The sequence below is a fragment of the Micromonospora sp. NPDC005173 genome (genome assembly GCF_040608515.1).
Classification (GTDB): domain Bacteria; phylum Actinomycetota; class Actinomycetes; order Mycobacteriales; family Micromonosporaceae; genus Micromonospora.
The window spans coordinates 83,732-105,308 of record NZ_JBEXIK010000009.1; the positions used below are offsets into that span (position 1 = coordinate 83,732).

15 protein-coding genes are annotated in these 21,577 nt (G+C 69.2%); 10 read left to right on the forward strand and 5 right to left on the reverse strand.

Going from position 1 to position 21,577, the window contains the following annotated elements:
* Positions 1–138 precede the first annotated feature (138 nt).
* The 8 genes from ABZV00_RS13425 (at position 139) to ABZV00_RS13460 (ending at position 6,755) form a co-directional block, all read left to right on the forward strand.
* Positions 139–1,293 (forward strand): ABC transporter substrate-binding protein, encoded by a 1,155-nt coding sequence (locus ABZV00_RS13425; RefSeq protein ID WP_355605329.1) that lies wholly within the window; start codon positions 139–141, stop codon positions 1,291–1,293.
* A gap of 15 nt (positions 1,294–1,308) precedes the next feature.
* Positions 1,309–2,043: an ABC transporter ATP-binding protein gene (locus ABZV00_RS13430; RefSeq protein ID WP_355605332.1), complete on the forward strand. Its 735-nt coding sequence runs from the start codon at positions 1,309–1,311 to the stop codon at positions 2,041–2,043.
* A gap of 3 nt (positions 2,044–2,046) precedes the next feature.
* Positions 2,047–2,916: a branched-chain amino acid ABC transporter permease gene (locus tag ABZV00_RS13435; RefSeq protein ID WP_355605581.1), complete on the forward strand. Its 870-nt coding sequence runs from the start codon at positions 2,047–2,049 to the stop codon at positions 2,914–2,916.
* A gap of 38 nt (positions 2,917–2,954) precedes the next feature.
* Positions 2,955–4,010 carry a branched-chain amino acid ABC transporter permease gene (locus ABZV00_RS13440; RefSeq protein WP_355605334.1) on the forward strand — a complete coding sequence of 352 codons (1,056 nt, stop codon included), beginning with the start codon at positions 2,955–2,957 and terminating at the stop codon, positions 4,008–4,010.
* Complete coding sequence (locus tag ABZV00_RS13445; RefSeq protein WP_355605337.1) at positions 4,003–4,713, forward strand: ABC transporter ATP-binding protein; 711 nt, start codon at positions 4,003–4,005, stop codon at positions 4,711–4,713. Before ABZV00_RS13440 ends, ABZV00_RS13445 begins: the two co-directional genes overlap by 8 nt.
* Positions 4,714–4,862: 149 nt before the next feature.
* Complete coding sequence (locus ABZV00_RS13450) at positions 4,863–6,080, forward strand: acetyl-CoA C-acetyltransferase (protein WP_355605584.1); 1,218 nt, start codon at positions 4,863–4,865, stop codon at positions 6,078–6,080.
* A 42-nt stretch (positions 6,081–6,122) separates the two neighbouring features.
* The gene (locus tag ABZV00_RS13455) at positions 6,123–6,248 is read left to right on the forward strand and encodes a hypothetical protein (RefSeq protein ID WP_355605339.1); all 126 of its coding nucleotides are present in this window, start codon (positions 6,123–6,125) and stop codon (positions 6,246–6,248) included.
* A gap of 30 nt (positions 6,249–6,278) precedes the next feature.
* Positions 6,279–6,755, forward strand: a complete 477-nt coding sequence (locus tag ABZV00_RS13460) for a MaoC family dehydratase (protein WP_355605342.1) — start codon at positions 6,279–6,281, stop codon at positions 6,753–6,755.
* 1,065 nt (positions 6,756–7,820) lie between these two features.
* Here ABZV00_RS13460 and ABZV00_RS13465 read toward each other — a convergent pair.
* The 3 genes from ABZV00_RS13465 to ABZV00_RS13475 all read right to left on the reverse strand — a co-directional run bounded on the left by ABZV00_RS13465 (position 7,821) and on the right by ABZV00_RS13475 (position 12,551).
* Complete coding sequence (locus tag ABZV00_RS13465; protein WP_355605344.1) at positions 7,821–8,444, reverse strand: integrase core domain-containing protein; 624 nt, start codon at positions 8,442–8,444, stop codon at positions 7,821–7,823.
* 139 nt (positions 8,445–8,583) lie between these two features.
* Positions 8,584–10,518 (reverse strand): hypothetical protein, encoded by a 1,935-nt coding sequence (locus tag ABZV00_RS13470; protein WP_355605347.1) that lies wholly within the window; start codon positions 10,516–10,518, stop codon positions 8,584–8,586.
* Between the two features lie 101 nt (positions 10,519–10,619).
* Positions 10,620–12,551, reverse strand: a complete 1,932-nt coding sequence (locus ABZV00_RS13475) for a hypothetical protein (protein WP_355605350.1) — start codon at positions 12,549–12,551, stop codon at positions 10,620–10,622.
* Positions 12,552–12,890: 339 nt separating this feature from the next.
* Here ABZV00_RS13475 and ABZV00_RS13480 point away from each other — a divergent pair, with 339 nt between their 5' ends.
* The gene (locus tag ABZV00_RS13480) at positions 12,891–14,942 is read left to right on the forward strand and encodes a hypothetical protein (RefSeq protein WP_355605353.1); all 2,052 of its coding nucleotides are present in this window, start codon (positions 12,891–12,893) and stop codon (positions 14,940–14,942) included.
* Positions 14,943–15,039: 97 nt separating this feature from the next.
* On the opposite strand, the gene ABZV00_RS13485 is transcribed toward ABZV00_RS13480, so the two are convergent.
* Positions 15,040–16,992, reverse strand: a complete 1,953-nt coding sequence (locus ABZV00_RS13485) for a hypothetical protein (protein ID WP_355605355.1) — start codon at positions 16,990–16,992, stop codon at positions 15,040–15,042.
* Between the two features lie 180 nt (positions 16,993–17,172).
* On the opposite strand from ABZV00_RS13485, the gene ABZV00_RS13490 reads away from it, so the two are divergent.
* Positions 17,173–19,440: a PQQ-binding-like beta-propeller repeat protein gene (locus tag ABZV00_RS13490; RefSeq protein ID WP_328415029.1), complete on the forward strand. Its 2,268-nt coding sequence runs from the start codon at positions 17,173–17,175 to the stop codon at positions 19,438–19,440.
* A gap of 132 nt (positions 19,441–19,572) precedes the next feature.
* Here the strand turns inward: ABZV00_RS13490 and ABZV00_RS13495 are convergent, their stop codons facing one another.
* Positions 19,573–21,543, reverse strand: coding sequence for a hypothetical protein (locus ABZV00_RS13495; RefSeq protein ID WP_355605359.1), 1,971 nt, complete (start codon positions 21,541–21,543; stop codon positions 19,573–19,575).
* Positions 21,544–21,577: the final 34 nt, after the last annotated feature.

A 21,577-nucleotide genomic window follows, 5' to 3' on the forward strand; every position in this document is an offset into this window, starting at 1 on the left:
ACAGCAATGAAGCCACCCCAACGGTCTCGCACCATATGCCGCTCAATCGCCGTGGCCCTAGCCGCCAGCCTCGTCCTTTCCGCATGCGGAAGCGGTCCCTCAGGCGGCAGTGAGGGCGGCGGCGACATCAAGGTCGGCGTGATCGCCGCACTGACCGGCATCGCCGCACCCTACGGCGTACAAAGTGTCAATTCCTTCCAGATGGGCATCGCCGACCTCAACGCGGCCGGTGGTATCAACGGACGCAAGCTCGCGGTAGAGGTGCTCGACAACCGCTCGAAGCCGGAGGAGGTCCCCGCCCTGATGCGCCGGCTCGCATCAGGCGGTGCGAACGTCATCGTCGGAGCGTCGTCCAGCCCGGTGACCATCACCGCAGCTCAGACCGCCGACCAGTTGAAGGTGCCCCTGATCGTGCCGATGGAGGCAGCCGACGACATCATCGGAGCCGGTCGCAAGTACGTCTTTAAGCTGGCGCCCTCGGTCCTTGCAGACAACGGCTGGGCAGCACAATCGATCCGCGCCGTGATGGGGGCCGCGGAGAAGAAGGGCGAGACGCCGAAGACGGCGATGTTGATTTACGCCAGCGCCGGGGCCTTCCCGGACGCAAAGGAGGCGTGGAGCCGAACCTTGCAGAAGGAATACCCGGGCGTGAAGGTGCTCAACTCCACCTCCTACGACGAGGCGGCGACGACGGACTTCGCCCCGCTGATCAGCAAGGCGAAGAGTGCGAACCCCGACATCCTCCTGTTCGGAGGCAACCCGCAGGGCGCATTCCTCTTCTACCCGGCGCTCGCCCGATCAGGCTGGAAGCCCAAGGCGACGGTCGGTGTGCTGGGCGGGAACACCAACGCGCAGTTCATCCCGACGGTGGGTGCCATCGCCGATGGTGACATCACCGGCAACTACTGGACCTCTCTGCTCAAGTCAGCAGACGGCGCCAAGCACACGCCACAGGGCTACGCGGACGCCTACAAGGCCAAGTACAAGGGACAGACACCCGACGGCGTCGGTGCCTACTACTACGCGTCAGTCGGGGTGCTGGCGGACGCCCTCTCGTCGGCCGGCAACCCGGACGACAAGGAGTCGATCACCTCGGCCCTCCGGGCCGTCGACATCGCCGGCATCAACGGCGACAAGAACGGGCTCTGGATCGTCAGCCACGGCGTGAAATTCAACGCCAAGGGTACGAACGAGCGGGCAATCGGTCTCGTCACCCAGATTCAGGACGGCAAGTACGTCCCGGTGTACCCGGCGGATGCGGCCGCGAACTCGACCGTCTACCCGAGGCCATAGGCGGATCGGGGGACCATGATGAAGACGGCCCTGTCGGTCGAAGGATTCAGTGTCTGGCGCGGACGGTCGGAGATCGTACGATCTGTCGATCTCGAGGTCGGTGAAGGCGAACTCGTCTGCCTGCTCGGCTCCAACGGAGCAGGCAAGACCACGCTCACCGAGGGGCTGCTCGGCGTCATCCCCGCCCGTGCCAGGAAGCTGGAGTTCCACGGTCGTGCGATTGCCGGTCTGCGGCCTTGGCACCGGGTGCGGGCGGGAATCGTTCTAGTCCCGCAGGAACGGTCGCTGTTCGCGGGAATGACCGTTCAGGAGAACCTCCTGGTCGGGGCGAAACCGAGGTCCAAAGCGGGCCCGTTCGACCTGGCGGCCATGTACGAGCTCTTTCCGCGATTGAAGGATCGGGCCGGTCAGTTCGCGGGAACCCTGAGCGGGGGCGAGCGCAGCATGCTCGCCATCGCCCGAGGGCTCATGCTCCAACCGCGAACCCTGGTCCTCGACGAGCCCTCGCTCGGCCTGGCACCGGTCATCGTGCAGACGATCATGCGGACAATCGGCGACATCAACGCTGCCGGCGTCTCGGTCCTGCTGATCGAGCAGAACGTCCACCAGGCGCTGCGGCTGGCCTCTCGCGGCTATGTGCTCGACGGCGGAAAGATCATCGCGGCCGGTACCGCGGAATCGCTGCTCGCCTCCAATCTAGTGGAAGACGGATACCTCGGATCCACGACCAGCACACGAGAGGAGAGGTAGGTGATGACCCTTCTCCAGATCGCCACCACCGGGGTGCTCCAGGGACTGATTTACGCCCTGATCGGACTGGGCCTCTACCTGATCTTCAACGTCATGCGGGTGGTGAACTTCGCCCACGGCTACTTCGTCCTGATCGGAATGTACGGGGTGCTGTCCCTGGCGCCTCGGTCGCTGGCCGACTATGCCGTGGCTCTACTCTTCGTGGCCGCGATCGCGGCAGCCTTCGGCTATCTCGTCGAGCGCTTCCTGATCGAGTCGACCCTCGACAAGACCGGCCACGCGCAGTTGGTGATCACGCTCAGTATCGGCGTCGCCCTGCAGTACCTCTTCCAGGTCCTCTATCCCGAGCCATACCAGACCATCCGGAACCCCTGGCCGATGGAGGCCATCAACGCACTCGGCGTCACGATCAGCTTCGCCCGGCTGGCGGCCGGGGCGGTGAGCCTCCTCCTGGCGCTCGCTCTGTCATGGTTGATCTACCGGACCCGCCTGGGCGTCTACATGCGGGCCTGTGCGGAGAGCCTCAACGGCGCCATATTCGTCGGCGTCAACGTTCGTCGGGTGTACCGCTCGACCTTCGCGCTGGGTGCGGCCGCCGCCGCAGTGGCCGGCGGGCTCCTGATCCCGTTCCAGCCGGTGTCCCCCCTGTACGGCCTGGAGTTGACGGTCAAGGCGTTCATCGTCGTCGTGATTGGTGGCAGCGGCGCGCTGTGGGGGACGGTGGCCGCCGGCATCCTCCTCGGTATGGCCGAGGCGGCCAGCAGCGTCTACATCAGTGGCTCGCTGGCCTCCTCCGTGATCTACACCCTGTTCCTCCTGGTCATTCTGTTCCGCCCGCAGGGCCTGGCGCGAAGGACGGTGGCCTCGGCATGAGATCTGTTCGTGGGCTCGTCTCCACCCCGCTCAACCGGGTGAACACCCTCGTCGTGGCGGTCGCACTCGTCGTGGCGGTGGCCTTTCCGCTGTTCGCCGAGGCGCCGATGATCGGCGTCGGCTTCGTCGCCCTGGTCTTCGCGATACGCAACCTCACCTGGAACATCGCCGGTGGCTTCGCCGGGCTGCTGTCGGTCGCGCACGCCAGCGCGTTCGGCATCGGTGCGTTCTCTGTCGCGGTGCTGACCTGGGGGAAGGGCTGGAACGTCTGGTTGGCGATCGTCGTCGGTATCCTGCTCTCGGCGACGATCGGTACGGTTGTCAGCCTGATCATGAGCCGATTCGGCGTCAGTGCGCTGTTCTTTACCCTGGGCACCTTGGCCCTGGCGATCGCGGTGTCCGGGATCGCGGCCTCGTGGAGCGTCACGGGCGGCGTTGACGGCCTGCAGAATCTCACGATGCAGGAGGGCATTCTGCATCTGCAATGGTTTACGGACGCCACCCCGCTGTACTACGTCGCCCTCGGCTTCCTGATCCTCCTGACGGTCGGGGTGTCGTTCATGATGCGCCGCACCCGCTTTGGCCGTTCGCTGCCGTTCATCCGCGAGGATCAGGTGGTCGCGGCGAGCATGGGCATCAAGGTGGTCCGAAACCAGGCGATCGCCATGGCCATCAGCATGGGGCTCACCGCCATTCCCGGTGCACTCATGGCGCAGTACACGAACTTCGTCAGCTACGACTCGGTCCTCACAGTGGAGGTCGGTGTAGCGATGCTCGTGGGCGCGATCATTGGCGGGTCGGCCACCCTCGCAGGGCCGATCGTGGCCGGGATCGGCATCGCGGTGCTCGAAGAGCTGATGCGCTCCTTCGCCGTGTCCAGCTCCAACGTCTCCAGCTACACGCAGATCGCCTACGCGATCTGCGTCATCCTGATCCTCCGATTCGGTGGCGCCGGCATTGTTCCGCTATGGAACCAGCTAATCGTGCGCCTCTTCGGTACCGGCACGCCGCGCGCCCCGAAGTCCGAGGCTCCGTCCGACCGGCACGCACCCGATCGCAGCCACGACCCTGAAATGGTGAGCGAGCATGCTTGAGGTCACGGCGATCGCCAAGAACTTCGGCGGTCTCAAGGTACTGCAGGACGTCTCCTTCACGGCTGAGCCCGGGTTGGTGACCGCCCTGATCGGCCCAAACGGCGCCGGCAAGTCGACGCTAGTAAACCTGATCGCCGGCGTGCTGCGACCGACGAGTGGATCGATTCTCCTAAACGGCGTGGACATCACCGGTCTGCCGCCAGCGAAGGTGTTCGAAGCGGGCGTCGCGCGGACATTCCAGGTGTCGGGCAACGTAGCCGAGCTGAACGTCTTCGAGTGTGTTGCGCTGGCGGCTTACCGACGCGCGAGCGGTTACCGGGAGGCGAATCGACTGGCTCGCGAGCAACTTGAGCGGTTCGACCTCTGGCAGTATCGGCGGGAGGCCATCGGAGACATCCCGTCAGCAATGATCCGGATCGTCGACTTCGCCCGCGGCATGGTCTCGAAGCCGAGGGTATTGCTGCTCGACGAGGTTATGGCTGGGTTGACCCCGCACGAGGTGGACATCGTGATCGAGCGAGTGCGTGAGTGCCGCGCGGACGGCATCGCCATCGTGATGATTGAGCACGTGATGCAGGCGGTGAATGCGCTGGCGGACACCGCCGTGGTGCTAAACCATGGGCGGATCATCACCCAGGGAACCCTCGCCGAGGTGACCGGTCATCCCGATGTTCGTGAGGCGTACCTGGGCGCTGCCGGCTGACGCCTGCCGTCGCCTGCCCGACAATCCCCTCCGAGTCCGGCGCCTCGAAAGCGGCGGCAACGCATTCACGAATGAGCAGCGGCCGAAAACTCGGCTGTTTACCCAGCGCCATTCCCCACACCTGCACACCCCACCCGGGAAGGACCAGCATGCCTGAAGCAGTTATCGTCGCCACCGCCAGGTCTCCGATCGGCCGGGCGTTTAAGGGATCGCTCAAGGACGTGCGCCCCGACGACCTGACCGCGCAGATGCTCCGCGTCGCACTTACCAAGATCCCGGCTCTTGACCCCGCCGACATCGATGACCTGATGCTGGGCTGTGGGCTGCCGGGCGGCGAGTCCGGCTTCAACATGGGCCGCGTCGTCGCGGTCCTGGCCGGTTTCGACCACCTGCCCGGCACCACGGTAACCCGGTACTGCTCCTCAAGCCTGCAGACGACCCGCATGGCCATGCACGCGATCAGGGCGGGCGAGGGTGACGTGTTCATCTCGGCTGGCGCTGAGACCGTCAGCCGCTTCACCAAAGGCAACGCCGACAGTCTTCCCGGCACCAGGAACCCGCTGTTCGCCGAGGCCGAGGCCCGTACCGAGAAGTTCGCAGGCGGGGGACAGACCTGGATCGACCCGCGCGGCTACGACGCGGTTCCGGACGTCTACATCGCCATGGGGCAGACCGCGGAGAACGTCGCTCAGCTCAAGAGTGTCAGCCGCGCGGAGCAGGACGAGTTCGGTGTCCGTAGTCAGAACCTGGCCGAGAAGGCGCTCGCGAGCGGGTTCTGGGAGCGGGACATTACCCCGGTGACCCTGCCCGACGGCACCGTGGTCAGCAAGGACGACGGCCCCCGGGCGGGGGTGACGATGGAAGCTGTGTCGCAACTGAAGCCGGTCTTTCGTCCTAATGGCACTGTCACCGCCGGCAACTGCTGCCCGCTGAACGACGGAGCCGCCGTCGCCGTGATCATGAGCGACACAAAGGCCAGCGAGCTGGGCCTAACCCCCCTCGCCCGGATCGTGTCTACCGGGGTTTCCGCCCTGTCGCCCGAAATCATGGGGCTCGGCCCGGTCGAGGCGTCGAAGCGGGCGCTCGATCGGGCCGGCATGACCATCGACGACATCGACCTGGTCGAGATCAACGAGGCGTTCGCCGCCCAGGTCATCGCCTCCGCCCGCGACCTCGGGATTAACTTCGACAAGCTCAACGTCAACGGCGGGGCGATCGCGGTCGGCCATCCGTTCGGCATGACCGGCGCTCGGCTCACCAGCACGCTCATCAACTCCCTGCAGTACCACGACAAGCAGTTTGGTCTGGAGACCATGTGCGTCGGCGGGGGCCAAGGCATGGCGATGGTCCTCGAGCGCCTGTCATGACCTGCCGAAACACCGACCGCGACACGTCGAGCGGGGCAGCAGATGAGCAACAGTTTCGAGGGCGACATCGCCGTCGTCACCGGGGCCAGTGGCCAAATCGGTCCCAGCAAGCACCAGGCCGACGCGGTCAAGCAGACATCGAGAAATTCGCCAATGCCCGGCGACTGACCTCGACGGAGCGTACGGAGGAAGAAGATCATGAAAACCTTCAACGGGATCGACGAGTTCGAGCGGGCCGTCGGCAGTCACCTTGGCGACAGCGACTGGCATACCATCACTCAGGAGCAGATTGATCTGTTCGCCGAAGCGACCGGCGACCACCAGTGGATCCATACCGACGCCGAGAGGGCGGCCCGTGGACCGTTCGGCAGCACCATCGCGCACGGCTACCTGACCCTCTCCCTGGTCCCGAAGATGATCTGGCAGATCTACACGGTCGAAGGGCTGAGCATGGGCGTGAACTACGGAGCCAACAAGGTCCGCTTCCCCTCCCCGGTGCCGGTGGGGTCGTGGGTCCGTGCAGGCGCCGAGCTCGTCGAGCTCAACCGTGGCCGAAACGGCGCGCGAGCGACGGTCCGCGTGACTATCGAACGCGAGGGCGGTGACAAGCCGGTCTGCGTCGCCGAGATCCTCTCGGTGCTGGTTCCTGAAAGGGCGTCGCGTTCAAGCCTGTGATGGGGTGGGTGTTTCGGCTTGATGGTCACGCCAGGAGGGCGTCGATTTTCACGAGCAGTGCTCAACGGCTCTGAACGAACTTCAACTGCTGTCTATCCCGGCTGGTGGGGGAGTGTGGGCAGGGCGGGGTGGTAATGACCCGCTGTGGTGACCGGGGCTTGCGCTGGGAGCAGATCGGGTGCTGGCCGGCGTAGTGGTCACTGTAGTCAACTACTTACCCGCCGGTGTCCCGGCCAGGCCGATGAGCAGCAACGATGCCTTGACCTTCCAACGGACGCCGAAGTGGTCAGGGCTGCCTGCTCCCTGGATGGCTGGTTTTCGCCGGGGTACGGTTTGCCTAGCGGCACAGCGTCAGACCATGCCGATCCGGTAGCTGGTCCCGTCAGCTGAGACCCGGATCCCAGCCGCGGCGCCATGACCAGTGCCTCCGTCGTTGTCACCTCTTCTGCGGCACCGAAGATGTCATTGAGACGCCTAAATGCTCTGTGAGCCTCAAAGTTGTGCCGAGCGTGATCGGCGGTCGGACATGGCTGTGTCAACCCCGGAATGACCTCAAGTCCGACACTGCGATCGGACAGCATCTACCTCGAGCTTCTCGTCTGGCGACTTGACTCCGGTCGCCGGCCTTCACCAATCCACTCGCCCGCTTCGTGCCGTTGATTGCTGTGTTTGCGCGACCAACGCATGACGCCGGGTGTTCAGTTGGACACTCTCGAGCGGCTGGGCGGGGGCATTTGGTGGCCAGGTGATGGATGTCCGCCCCATCCTCGGGGGCTAACGTCTGCGGTTCAATGGTGACAAATGGGGGTTGGAGCTGTGGGTTACCGCTTCAATGCGCCGCCGACCTGGCCGACGCCGCCGACGGGCTGGATACCGGGCCCTGGATGGAAGCCGGACCCGGCATGGGGATCGCCGCCGCCCGGATGGCAACTGTGGATCGCGGAAGCCTCGGCTACGGCAGCGGTGGCGCCACAACCGACGCCCCCTGCTCCCACGGTGGCTTCCCAAATACCGCAGCCTGTCCCTGGGCAGCGTTGCCCTTGCCGAAAACCTTATCCGCACAGGTCAGGCGGCATGTTGGTACTCGTGGAGGATGCCGCCGAGCCGATCACGTCGGCGTATGTCGAGATGGGCAATCTTGTCTGGATCGGCGACCGGCGCGGGTAGCGAGCGGAGTGGACGGACGTTCGCGATGCCCTGGTGAGGCCGGTGCCCGTTGTAGAACTGTTCGAACTCGCACAGCGCGTGGAGCAGGTGGCGCTGATTCCAGATCAAGGTCCTGTCGAGGAGCTCTTGCCTGCAGGTCTGCACCCACCGCTCCATGATCGAGTTCATTCGTGGCACCCGGACACCGCTGCGCACGACCTCGATCCGCGAGTCGTTGAGGACGGCGTCGAACAGCTCGGGGAACTTGCCGTCCCGGTCCCGGATCAGCAAGCGCGCCCCACAGCCGGCGTCCTCGAGGTCCATGACGAGGTTCTTCGCGGCCTGCACCACCCAGGCCGCTGTCGGGTGTGCGGTAGCGCCCAGGATCCGGATCCGGCGACTGCCGTGCTCAATCACCGCGAATACGTACATCCGTGCCCCGGACAGGATGACCGTCTCGAGAAAGTCGCACGCCAGTAGGGCGTCGGCCTGGGAGCGCAGGAAGTTGAACCGCAGATACCAGCGCACCGCGACGACGATCACCTCCGGCGGAGACCCGGAACCCGGCGAACGCCGACTTCGGCGGCAGCCACGGGTCAGGCTGGCTCGATGACCTCACTGCTCAAGTCTGCCTCGATCTTGCCTACGCTCAACGCAACGGAGCCACACCCTCCGCGGCCCGTCAGGAGGGCAGTTCGATCAGGGCGAGGTTCCGATCTACCGCCGCCCATGCCTTGCGAGCCCCGAGGACAGGCTCGATCCGAGGAACCGTGTACCAGTTGGTGCCGATGCCGGTGTGCAGCCGCACCGCCGACTCCAGCCCGGGGCCAAGCTCGTAGATGTTGTCGCCGAAGTTCGCCCCGGCGTAGATGCGGCCGCGGTGGGCGACGATCTCCCCGTAGCCGCTGAGCTTGTCGGACTGCAGAACGGTGCGGGTCGCGAGGTCGTACGCGAGCCAGCTGCCGCTCGTACGCTTGTAGAGCGCGTAGAGCACCCCGTTGAGCACCTCGACGTGTTGCATGCTGGGCTGGTTGGGCAGCGGCGCGAACCGGTCGACCACCTCGCGCCGGCTGATGTCGAACACCGCCACCTGGGCGGTCGGCTCGGTGGGCGGGATACCGTTGCCGCCCCAGGTGTCCCCGGCGATGTAGGCCATATCCCCGTCCAACGCGATGGCGTTCAGCGCCTGGTTCGGCAGGATGTCGAGGCGTACCTCCATCTTCCCGGTCGCTGGGTCCAGGAGCGTGAGGGCGCCCTGCAGGCTGCCGTAACGCGGGGCCGACGCGATCAGGACGAGGCCCGACGGCTTGTGGTGCACTACGTCCCAGGGCCGCTGCTGATTGTTGTCGATCCTGCCGAAGCTGCGCACCCGACCGGTCCGTGGGTCCAGGTCGATGACCTCCCCGCTCGGGTACAGGGCACTGATCATCCGGTTCCGCCACGCGGCGATGTCCTTGGCCTCGCCGGCGACGGGATACCGGCGGCTGATGCCGCGAGCGGGTTCGTGCACGGTGATTGCGAAGTGCCCGCCCACATACACCGAGCCGTCGGGCGCCGCGCACATCGACTGGAGAAGTTCGGGTCCGGCGGCCCGCGCGTCGTTGGTCAGATCGTCCTGCTCCACCGTGTCCCGACCGGGCGCGAGGATGGACACCCGACCGCTGCCGTTGGCGGCGAAGACGGTGCCGTCGGGGAGCAGCGCCACGCCGCGTCCCTCGTCGCCTTCCGGGCCCTGGGCGATCCTGGCCAACCGGTCGCCTTCCCGGCGGAGAATCGATCCGGTCAGCCGTCCGAGGGCGAGCAGCCCACCGTCGTCCGTGACGGTCAGCGAGTCGACCAGGTACTCCTCGTCGGCGGGCACCTCGACGTAGCCGGAGCCGTCGCGGGCGATGTCGTGGACCCCGAAGGAGGATGCGGCGTAGACCCGGTCGCCACCCGCGGCCAGTGCGCCTAGACCCGAATCGAGCGGAGTGCCGACGGGCATGATGTCGACCTTCGCCCCGGTGCTGCGGTCGATCCGGACGATGTGGGCGGGGATCGTGCCCGCGTAGACGTAGGTCTCGTCCGCGGCGAGCAGGCGGGCGTACTGGGATCCGGGGAAGGCGCGCCCGAGGTTGGTCAGCGTTCCGGTCGCCGGCTGCAGGGACCACACTTCACCACGGGGATAGGTGCCGAAGTAGACGACGCCGTCCGGCGCGGTGGTGGCGGCGAACACGATCGTGCCCGACGGGCCGATGGTGCCGAGTCGCCGGGCGACCCTGGTCGCCGGGTCGTACTCGATGATGTCGCCGAACGAGTACGTGCCGATGTAGACCTTGCCGCCGGAGACGGTGCAGGCCCACCCGCCGTCGCCCCGCTCGAGCGAGACCACGTCGGTCACGGTGCGGGACACGATGTCGTATGTGACCACCTTCGGCGGCGTCTGCCCCCGGGTGACGAAGTACCCGGTGGTGCCGTCCACGGCCATGCCGACGATGGCCGCGCTCAGCGACGCCGGGCCGAACTGCCCCGGCTGACGTAGTCCGTCGGCTGCGGCCGGCAGTTCGCCGAGCACGCTGCCGCCCAGCGCGGACAGTGCCGTTAGTTGGATCACGTTACGTCGGTTGAGATGCGTCATGCGCCTGCTCCTCTTCCATGAGAGATGTCTCGAAGTCGGGCCCTATCCGCGGCCCGTGGGAGTCCGGCTGTCACTGGCGGGTTGCGGGCGGTCACCCGTTGTCAGTGGCCGGCGATCGTGATGCGGACCAGGTTGCGTTCCTTGAGGCCGAACAGGGCGCGCCGGGACGGGTCCAGGGCGAGTTTGGGTTCGGCGCCGAACCACTCTCCGGCCAGTCCGTCGACGATGGTGGTGACCGTGAACGTCACCAGGTCGATCTTGTGGACGGCGTTGCCGTCGGTGGTGTAGGCGACCCGGCGGACGACGTGCAGGTCCGCACCGCGCGCGCCGACCTTCGTGGTTCGGGTGACCTGGCGTCGTAGCAGGTCGTACTCGAAGAGCACCCCGCTGTCGGTGATGCCGTAGACGGCGAGTGCGGTGTGCGCGAGGCCGGGGATGACCTTCGCGCCGGGCACCGGTTCGACCTGCCAGCACAACCGGCGGCTGCGCAGGTCGAAGGCGGCGAGCCGGGCGGTGGTGGTGACCGGCGGCAGGCCGAGCCCTTCCTGGATGTTCGTGCCGAGGTAGGCGACGCCGGCGCGGCAGGTTACGGCGTAGAGGCTCTGCCGCTCGACGACGGGCCGGTAGGTGTCGAACCGGCCGGTCCGCGGGGCGTAGAGCGCCAGCGTCCCGTTGAGGTGTCCCGGCTCCGGCTGCGTGGTCATGGCGATCAGCCCGGTCGCGTCGTCGTACGCCAGGTCCCGCGGGCGGTCCTGCTGGTTGCCGGTCCTGGCCAGCAGGGTGGCCTCGGGCTCGCCCGCGCGGTGGCGGTAGAGCAGGGCCTGGGTGTACACGCCGAGGTACGTGGCGTCGCGGACGGTCAGCGCCGTCTTGGGTTCGCCTGGTATGCCCACGCGGGTACGCGTGCCGGTGGCGAGGTCGTGGATGTCCGCGCCGCCCTTACCGCCGACGTAGACGCGCCTCCCGTCGCTGTGTACCGACATGGGCTCCTCGGGCGCGGCCCGGAAGCCGCGCTGCACGACGTTGACGTAGCGCAGCGAACGGTCGGCGGGGTCGAAGACGACGATCGCGCCGTCCTGCACGCCGTAGACGAGGCCGTCGCGGATGAGGAGCCGGTGGGTGGCGGCTTCGGGCTGGGCCACGCCCAGGGTCTCGACGGCCCCGCCGTCGATCGCGCAGCGGTAGAGCATCCCCGACGGCCGTCCGGCGTAGTAGACGTAGCCGTCGTGGATGAGCACCGAGGTCACGTACTTCTCGCCAGTGGCCAGTACCCGGTGATCGGCCGGGTCGGCCTTGTTGAGCACGAGCACCTCGCCGTTGGAGGAGATGCCGCCGGCCAGGTGGGTGTCGGACAGCGTCAGGCTCGCCACGAAGTCCCGGCCCGCGAGCACGGCGGGAAGGATGTCGCGCTTGGCTCCGGTCGCCCGGTCGATCGCGATCAGGTGGGCGTGCGCGCCGACGCCCGCGTAGACGGTGGTCTCGTCCGCGGCGATGCTGCGCACGTACGCCTCACCGTCGACTGTCACGCCCAGGTCGCGGCTCTCTCCCGTCGCCGGGTCGTACTCGACGACCCGGCCGGGCTCGGAGATCGCGAGGTAGACCTTGCCGTCCGGTGCGGAGGCGAGGTTCCAGATGAAGTGGTACGGGTAGGCGCCCACCCTGTCGAGGACACCCGTCACAGTGTCGAGCCGGTAGAGGTCGGAGCGGCTGTGGGTGCCGACGTAGACGTCGGTGCCAACCCGGCACATCGCCCACACGCCGATTCCGCTGGGGATGTCGGTGTGGGAGGTGACGGCGTCGGCGGCGAGGTCGTAGCCGCCCACGAGGTTGGGCGAGAGGCCGCGGGTGCCGGCGTAGAGCACCGAACCGACGAACTCGCCGTTCCCCAGCGGGGTGGTGACGCTGGCCGGGCCGAGATCGGTCACGGTGCCCTCGGGTTCGGCGGCGGCCTGGGCGTGGGCAGGGGCTGACGGGAGGAGTGCCGCTCCGCCGGTGAGCGCGGCGGCCTGCAGGAGATGACGACGGGCGACCATGGGCACTGCCTTTCGGCCGGGACCGGAATTGCGGAGAGTCTAGTACGGCTGCCTGCCGCCGGGACATGGTCGAAGGAGAATTCGTTGATTAGTTGAGGGTGACACCTACCGGGACCACAGCCGCCGGCAGGTGACCGCGAGGCGTTGACGCCGACGAAGAACGCGGCCTAGGGTCATTGCGGTCCCGCCCGATATGAATCGCAAGGGGTCGCACCAGCAACAGCTCACCGATGCCCGGGATGGATCGCTTGTCCCGGCCCTCATCGAGATTCCGGTACCTGACCGTCACGGCTCGGCCGCCGGCTCCCCGGTGGCCGCTGGAAGAAAGGCAGGCGCCCCATGACGAACCGCCGTACCTTGCTCCGCTCCGCCGTCGCCCTCACCGCGGTGCCGGCCCTGCCCGTCGCCTGGACCGCGGGCCCCGCGACCGCCGGCGTCACGACCGGGGACTCCGCCGCCGGGGTGACCGTGGACCCCTTCGGCATCCCCCTGCGCGACGTACTGCTGATCGGTGGCACCGTCGCCCCCGGCCCGACCGGGACGCCGGTGCTCTGGTCCGCGGTGTCCGGGGAGCCCGCCCGGCTGGCCGCGATCGACCCGGCGACCGGGCGGACCGTCTCCGTCCAGGACCTCACCGGCGCCCCCGGCTCGTACGCGGTGGCCGCCGCACCCGACGGCACCGTCTACGTCGGCGCGTACAACACCGGCGACCTGTATCGCCGCCAGCCCGGCCCGGACAGCCCGATCGAGAACCTCGGCCGTCCACTGCCGTCCGAGACGTACATCTGGCGGATCGCCGTGGACGACGCGGGCATCGTCTATGGCGGCACCTTCCCCGGCGCGCGGGTCTTCGCCCACGACCCGGCCACCGGGACGACCCGCGACTACGGCCAGGTGCTGCCCGGCGCCCAGTACGTCCGCAGCCTCGCGGTCACCGCCGACACGATCTACGCCGGCACCCAGCCGGACGCCCACCTGTTCGAGATCGACAAGCTGACCGGCGAGCGGCGCGAACTCCCGCTGCCCGACGGTCTCGGCGACGGCACCGGCCAGACGGTGTACGACCTCAACGCCCACGACGGCCGCGTGTACGCGCGGTTCGGCTCGGCCACCACCGGCCGGCTCGGCGTGTACGACATCGCCCGGCGGCGGTGGACCGACCTGATCGACGACGTCGCCGGCCTGGACGTCTCCGCACCCGGACCCGGCGGCCTGGTCTACCTGACCCGCGCCGGGCGGCTCATCGGCTACCACCCCGGCAAGCGGACGTTCACCGACACCCCGCTGGTCTTCCCGGGCCGGGTGGTCAACAACCGGGGCATCGGCTGGGTGAACCTCCACGACCGGGACTGGCCGGGTCGCACGCTGGTCGGGCTGCTCTGGCGCGGCGACATGTTCCGCTGGAACCCGCTCACCGGGCGGGCCGACGTGGTGCCGACCGACGTGCCCGGCGCGCCGATCCCCATCGCGGCGCTGCACGTCGGCCCGACCGGCACAGTCTGGCTCGGTGGCTACCTCAACGGCGGCCTGGCCCGGGTGGACCCGGACACGGGCGTGTCGACCTTCCAGCGGTTCGCCCAGGTAGAGAGCGTGCTGGAGACCGGCGACCGGATCTGGCTCGGGGCGTACCCGGACTCCCGGCTGTACCGGTACGACCCGGCCGCGCCGTGGCACAGCCCCGAGTACTCGCCCGGCCTGCCCGGCAGCGCCGACAACCCGGCGAAGCTGCTCGACCTGAAGGCCGCCGACCAGGTGCGGGCCCGGGCGCTGACCGACGCCGGCGACAAGGTCGCGTACGGCACCATGCCCAACACCACCCTCGGTGGCGTGCTGGCCATCGTGGACAAGGCCAGCGGCGCGTCGCGCGTGCACCGGCCGGTGTTCACCGACCAGTCGATCGTCAGCCTCAGCCACGTCAACGGCCTACTCGTAGGCGGCACCTCCATCTCCGGTGGGTACAGCGTGCCCCCGCCCACCCAGACCGAGGCGATGCTGTTCGGCTGGGACGTCGCCGGCGACGCCAAGACGTTCGAGTTCGTACCGGTACCGGGCGCGACGGCGATCCCCACGCTGGCGGTGGACCGCACCGGGCTGCTCTGGGGCCTGGCCGGCGGCCAGCTCTTCGCCGTCGACCTGGCCACCCGCTCGGTCGTCCAGCGCCTCCAGCTCGCCCCGGGTGTCGCCGACAGCCGCGGCAAGCTCGGCTACGACGCCCCGCGTCACCTGCTGTACGCGCTGGTCCGCGGCGAGCAGGTGGTGCAGGTTGACCTGGCCACCGGCGCCACGCGGCAGCTGCTGGAGCAGCCGGCGGAGTTCCTCGCTGTGCATCCGGACGGCCGGCTCTTCCTCGGCGCCGGCGAGCACCTGTACCGGGTCACCGTGACCGGCTGACCGCCGCCCGTTCGCCGCGCACAACGCAGAGACGGAGACGGGCCGGCGATCCCCCTCGGGATCGCCGGCCCGCGTCCTGCGCACCGGAATGCGGGGTCTACAGCTGGAGGCGGACCAGGTTGCGACCGCGCAGGGCGTACAGCGCCGAGCCGTCCGGGGCGGCGGTGAGCAGCGCCCCGCCGCCGTACCACTCGGCGTTCAGGCCGGTGACGAACGGGGTGACCGTCATCGTCGCCGGGTCCAGCTTCCAGACGTCCCTCCCGTTGGTGCCGTAGATCGCCGGGCCGACCTGCACCAGAGTGTTCTGCCCGGACGCGACAGTGGTGGTGGCCACCACCTGGCGGGTCCGCTGGTCGACGGCGAAGAGCACGCCGGTCTCGGTGAGGCCGAGGATCCGGTCGCCGGTGGCGACCAGTTCGACGATCTGCTTCGCGCCGGGTACCGGGCTGATCTCCCAGGTCTTCGTCCGGGTGGCCAGGTCGAAGCCGGCGAGCCGGGCCTCGGTGGCCCGGGGCGTGGTGCCCAGTCCACCGTTGATGCTGCTGCCGAGGAACGCGGTGCCGTGCTTGACCGCCACCGAACGGATCGACTGGTCCGGGATGACGTCGCGGTGCACGTCCAGCGCGCCGGACCGGGGGTCGTAGACCGAGACCGCGCCGCCGTGGCGGCCGTACTCCGGTTCGGTGCCGACGACGAGCAGCTTGTCGGCGGGGGACCAGGTCGCGTCGAGCGGCCGAGTCTGCTCGTGGCCGATCGTGGTCACCCTGCGCGGGTCGCCGTCGGGTGCCATCCGGAACAGGTACGCCAGCGTGTAGACCGACATCCAGATCTCACCGGCGACCGGGGTCATCGCCTTGGCCTCGCCGGGCAGGAACCGGCGGGTGGAGGTGCCGGCGACCAGGTCGTGCACCTGCACACCGGCCTTGCCGGAGACGTACACCCGGGGGCCGTCGGTGGCGATCGCCATGGCCAGTTCCGGTGCCGGCGGCATGCCGGCCTCGGTGAGGTCGACGCCGGTCAACTCGCCGGTGGTCAGGTCGTAGGTGACGACGGTGTTGGTGACCACGCCGCGCAGCTGGTCGCCCGTGACGAAGAGCCGGCCGAAGGAGGCGCCGTCGTAGGGCACGGCCAGGGTGCTGAGCTGCCGGGTTTCCCGGTCGTACCGGCGCAGCGTGCCCGAGGGCCGGGTGCCCACGTAGACGTCGTTGCGGCCGGGGTCGATGGCGATCGCGGTGATGTAGCTGTCCGGCGTCTGCACGACCTCGTAGCGCGACGGGTCCGCGGTGTCGATCAGCAGCATGGTGCCGGTGGGGGAGAGGGCGGCGGCGAGGAGACCGTCCTCCAGGGCGAGGGTGCCGACGAAGGTACGGTCGGCGAACTCCGGTGGCAGGATCTCCCGCTTCGCGCCGGTGGCCCGGTCGATGGCGATCAGGTGGGCGTGCGCGCCGACGCCGGCGTAGATGGTGGTCGCGTCGACGGCGATGCTGCGCACGTACTGCTCGCCGGGGACGGCGACGCCGTAGTCGCGGGTGGCGCCGGTGGCCGGGTTGTAGGAGAAGACCCGGCCGTTGGGATAGGTGCCGCCGTAGAGGACGCCGTCGGGCGCGGTGGCCAGGGCCCAGATGAATTGGTCGGGGGAGACGTCGGCGACCTTGGTGACCGCGGTGCCGGTGGTGTCCACCCGGTACAGGTCCCCCGGGTCATAGGTGCCGACGTACAGGTCGGTGCCGACCGCCGCGGTGGCCCAGGCGCCACCGCCGGTGGGCAGTTCGTAGCTCCGGTTCACCCGCTGCTCGGCCAGGTCGTAGCCGCCCACCACGATCGGCGTCACACCACCGGTGGCCGTGTAGATCGTGCCGTCGATCAGCTCGGCGCCGTTGACGGAGGTGACCTCGGACGCGGGTCCGAGGTCGGTGACGGTGCCGGGCGGTGCTCCGGCGTGGACGGTTGCCGCCGCGGCCAGCGGCTCGGCGTGGGCGGTTGCCGCCGGGACCGCCAGCGCGGCGGCGGCGAGGGCAAGGGCCGCGGTCAGCGCGATACGTCGCAACACGACCTCCAGGGATTCAGGGTTTCGGTCAGGGCTGTAACTGCTACAGCGCACCATGCCGGGCGCATCGTGTCGAGGCTCCACCCGCAAGTTCGCCACCGATAGCATGCATCGATCACCGGCTCTGGAATTCCGGACGCCACCGTAATAGGGTGCCGGCATCGTCGAACGTGGAGGTCGCCCGTGTCGTCGTTCCGCCGTACCCTCGTGCCCGTCGCCGTCCTGGCGCTCGTCGCCGCCCTGTTCCCGGCCGCCGCTGCCGCCTCGGCGGTTCCGGCCGGCGCGACGCCCGGCACCGTCACCGACTTCGGTGTCCAGCAGACCGCCCTCACCGTCTTCGAGGCCCACTACGGCACCGGCGCCGAGAACCGGCCGGTCGTCTACGGGGTCCAGATGGGATCACCGGGGGTGCTCAGCGTGACCGACCCGGTGACCCGCGAGCTGCTGGACACCGCCTACCTGCCCGACTCCTCCGGCGCCTGGGGGATCACCCAGACGGCCGACGGCACCGTGTACGCCGGCAGCTACCCAAACGCCCATCTCTATTCGTACGACCCGCAGACCCGGACCACCGTGGACCTCGGCGCCCCGGTCGCCGGGCAGACCGTCCTCTACGGCCTGCGGCCCGGCGCGGACGGCCGGGTTTACGGCGGCACCTACCCCGGCGCGCACGTCTTCTCCTACGCCCCGGGCGAGGGCTTCCGCGATCACGGCCGGATGTACGCCGGCGAGCAGTACGTCGTCGATGTCGCGGTGGACCCCTCGCGCGACGTGCTCTGGGCGGCGGTCGGCACCGCCGGCCACCTGGTCCGCCTCGACCTGGGCACCGGGGAGAAGCGCGACATCTGGCCGGAGGCGCTGCGCGGCGACGCGAACTACCCGTACGACATCAACCTGGTCGGCGGGAAGCTCTTCGTCAAACGCAACAAGCTCCAGGGGCTGGTGCTCGACCCGGACACCGGCGCGGTCCTGGCCGACGGGTTCACCATGGGCTCGCGCGGTACCTCGCCGCTCGCCCCCGACGGCCGGTCGGTCTACTTCACCTCCGGCACCGAACTCTGGCGCTACGACCTGCCGACCGACACCGTCGGGCCGGTGCGCGACGCCGCCGGCGCGCCGGTGCGCAGCGACGGCGCGGGCATCGGGTTCGGCTTCCTCGACGGCCGGCTGTACGCCGTGATCGGCAACTACGGCGGGCAGGCGCTGCGCTACGACCCGGCCACCGGGGCTAGCGAGCGGTACCGGCTGCCGTTCCCGCCGCAGGCCCTGGACATCAACACCATCACCGCCGGCCCGGACGGCCGGATCTGGACCAACCTCTACATCAACGGGAACCTCGCCGTCCTCGACCCGGCCACGGGCACGGCGATCAACGTGGGCCGGCTCGGGCAGGCGGACGGCTTCGGCTGGCACGAGGGCAGGATGTACCAGGGCGTGTACCCGTACGGCGGGGTGCTGGTCTACGACCCGGCCCGGCCGTACCAGCTCGGCACCAACCCGCGCGAGCTGTTCCGCCTCCAGCCCGACGGGCAGAACCGGCCGCTCGCCTTTGCCTCGTCGGGAAGCCGGATCTACGTCGGCAGCACCCCCGACTACGGCCTGTGGGGCGGCGCGCTGACGGTCTACGACACGGCGACCGGCGCGCGTACCACCCGCCGGAACATCGTCGCCGACCAGGGCGTGATCAGCCTTGCCGTGGTCGGCGACCAGCTGTGGGCGGGCACCACGATCAGTGGCGGCGGGGGCACCGTGCCGCGCGCCGCCGAGGCGGAGGTGTTCACGGCCGACCTGGCGACCGGCGAGAAGACCGCCGAGTACACCCCGGTGCCCGGCGCCGACTCGATCACCTCGCTGGTCGCCGGCCCGGATGGGATGATCTGGGGCCTCGCCGACGGCGAGGTGTTCGTCCTCGACCCGGCGACCGGCGCGGTGACGCACCGCCTCGACGTGCCGGGCCGCTCCTCCGGGGTGGCCGACGAACTCGTCGTCAGCGCCGCCGACGAGCACGTCTACGCCGCGCTCGACGGGTACCTGCACAGGATCGATCCACTGTCGAAGGCCGTGCGGACCATCCGGGACACGCAGACCTACCGGGTGACCCAGGACGGCGAGGGCAACCTCTGGTTCCGCAACGGGGTCAAGGCGGCCAACGGGGCGGTCCAGTACGGCTCGCACCTGTTGCGGTATGTGCCGGAGCCGGACGACTGCCCCCGCTCCGACCTGCGGGCCCAGGTGCACGCGGGCGGCGGGTCCGGCGTGCCGAACCGGTACGCCGAGCGTGGGTGCACGGTCAACGACCTGATCCGCGACGAGGCGCACTGGACTAGCCACGGCGCGTTCGTCGCACACGTCGCCTCAGTCACCGGCGATTTGGTCGAGGCCGGCCTGCTCAGCGGCGGCGAGAAGGACGCGATCGTGGCGGCGGGCGCGCGGTCCGGCATCGGCCGGTAGCCGCCGCGCCGGCGGCTTCTCGCCCTGAGCGGGTCATCCCCGGCGTGTCGAGCCACCGCCGGGTGGCGGCGATCAGACGGACCAGCCCCGCTCTCCCCCCGAGAGGAGAGCGGGGCTGGTCGGCGTCGGGGCTCAGCGCGTGAGCTGGTAGAGCTGGCCCCCTCGGGCGTAGTACATCGTGCCGGTGGTGTCCATGGTCCAGACGTCGTCGATCCCCGTCGCCAGCCTCTTGACGGCGAGGGTGGCCGGGTCCACGCACGCCACGGTGGTGCGGAAGTTGCCGCACAGGTCGCCGTTCGGCGCGAAGGCCAGATGATCGCTGCGCCACACGTGGTCGACGTTCCAGTCGAACGGCTCCACCTCGACGGTCGTGAGCACCTTCCTGTCCACCGGGTCGAACTCGAACAGCGTCCCGGCGGTGGCGCCCCACACGTGACCGTCCGCGCCGACGATCAACCGGGTGATCGCCTTCGCGCCGGGAACGGGTACGCCCTCCCAGACCTTCGTCGAGGTCGCCGGATCCCACAGGAAGAGCTTCGCCTCGGTCTGCGTCGGTACCGCGCCTAGCCCACCCCAGACGCCGGAGCCGCCCAGCACCAACTCTCCGACCGTGGCCAGGGCGGTGACGCTCTGGTCGGGTACGACGTCGCGGTGCACCTGCTGCGCGCCGGTGTCCGGGTCGGCGATCGCGAGCGCGCCACCGAGCTGTCCGTACTCCGGGATCGTCCCGAACGCGATTCGGTCACCGAGGCCGGTGATGGCGAAGGGGCGGTCCTGGTGGGCCGAGCTGAGCGACCCGAACTGGCGCGGGTTGCTGCCCCGGACGACGGGCCTGGCCGGGTCGAGCTCGAACAGGTTCGCGCCCGGGTAGACGCCGGCGTAGATCAGGCCGCGGTACGAGTGCAGCCCTTCGGCCTGGCCCAGTGCGGTGGGATTCTCGGTGAAGGTGCCGGTGGCGGGGTCGTACGAGGTGATCCCGCCACTGGGGTAGGCGCTTGACCAGATCTTGCCGTCGGGGCCGGCTACCACGGTCTGCAACTGGGCGGGCAGGCCCTGCACGCCGGAGGAGACGACCTTGTGCGCCCCGGTCTGCGGGTTGAAGTAGGAGAGCATCCCGCCCAGGCTGATCGTCACCAGCGTCCGGCCGGGCCAACCGTCGGCGTCGAGGTGGGTCCAGCCGAAGCCGCGAGCGGTGCCGAATCCGGTGAAGCCGGTCGGGGTGACGGTGCGGTTGTTCAGGTTGTAGGCCATGAGGCGGCCACCGGTCGATCCGAAGTAGACGTTCTTCTTGGCGTCCGGCGGCGAGACGTTCAACCCGGGGCTGGTGCCCAGGTCGGCGACCCACTCGCCGGTTCTGAGATCGTGGACCAGCAGCCGGTTGCTGTTGGTCAGCCGCGCGAAGAGGGTCTGCTGGTGGACGTCGAGGTCGTAGACGAACTGCTCGGCCCGGTACTGCTCCGGCAGCGGGATCTCGCGGCGGTCGCCGGATTCGACGTCCACCTCCACGATCCGGGCGACGGTGCCCAGGCCCGCGTAGACCTTTCCGTTCGCCACGCCGAGGCTGCGCACGTACTGTTCGCCGGGCCAGACCTGGCCGTAGTCGCGTACCGCCCCGCTGCGGTGGTCGACCGAGTAGATCTTTCCGTTGGGGAAGGTGCCGACGAACACGCGCCGGCCGTCGTTCGCCAGGCGCCACGTGGCGGTCTCGCCCGGTGCGGGCGAGCCCAGGTCCTCCACCTGGTCGGCGCCGGGCCGGTAGCGGAAGAGCTTGCTGTCGGCACCGATGTAGGCGGTGCCGTCGGGCATGACCGTGCCGCCCCAGGATCCTCCGGCGCCGGGTAACGGCATTGTCCGGATCACCTCCGCTGTGCGGGTGTCCACCACGCTCAGCTCGCCGGTGGTGCCGCGGGCGACGGCGTACGCGTAGTCGCCGGCGGCGGTCGACCCGAACGTCGCGCCGTAGATCGCGAGGTTGTGGTGAGGGGTTCCCACCAGCACTTCTGTCACCGGTGCAGCGCGCGCGGGGACGCCGACGGCGGTGGCGGCGAGCAGGGTCACGAGGGCGGCGAGCGGCGCGGCGCGCCGTGGTCGATCGAGAGCCATGAACCATCCCTTCGTCTATTTTGGCCCTCACCGT

Bases quoted from the DNA above. Each gene is read 5' to 3' on its own strand.
- ABZV00_RS13430 (WP_355605332.1), top strand. From the start codon at position 1,309: ATGATGAAGACGGCCCTGTCGGTCGAAGGATTCAGTGTCTGGCGCGGA.
- ABZV00_RS13435 (WP_355605581.1), top strand. From the start codon at position 2,047: ATGACCCTTCTCCAGATCGCCACCACCGGGGTGCTCCAGGGACTGATT.
- ABZV00_RS13445 (WP_355605337.1), top strand. From the start codon at position 4,003: ATGCTTGAGGTCACGGCGATCGCCAAGAACTTCGGCGGTCTCAAGGTA.
- ABZV00_RS13450 (WP_355605584.1), top strand. From the start codon at position 4,863: ATGCCTGAAGCAGTTATCGTCGCCACCGCCAGGTCTCCGATCGGCCGG.
- ABZV00_RS13455 (WP_355605339.1), top strand. From the start codon at position 6,123: ATGAGCAACAGTTTCGAGGGCGACATCGCCGTCGTCACCGGGGCCAGT.
- ABZV00_RS13460 (WP_355605342.1), top strand. From the start codon at position 6,279: ATGAAAACCTTCAACGGGATCGACGAGTTCGAGCGGGCCGTCGGCAGT.
- ABZV00_RS13470 (WP_355605347.1), bottom strand. From the start codon at position 10,518: ATGACGCATCTCAACCGACGTAACGTGATCCAACTAACGGCACTGTCC.
- ABZV00_RS13475 (WP_355605350.1), bottom strand. From the start codon at position 12,551: ATGGTCGCCCGTCGTCATCTCCTGCAGGCCGCCGCGCTCACCGGCGGA.
- ABZV00_RS13480 (WP_355605353.1), top strand. From the start codon at position 12,891: ATGACGAACCGCCGTACCTTGCTCCGCTCCGCCGTCGCCCTCACCGCG.
- ABZV00_RS13495 (WP_355605359.1), bottom strand. From the start codon at position 21,543: ATGGCTCTCGATCGACCACGGCGCGCCGCGCCGCTCGCCGCCCTCGTG.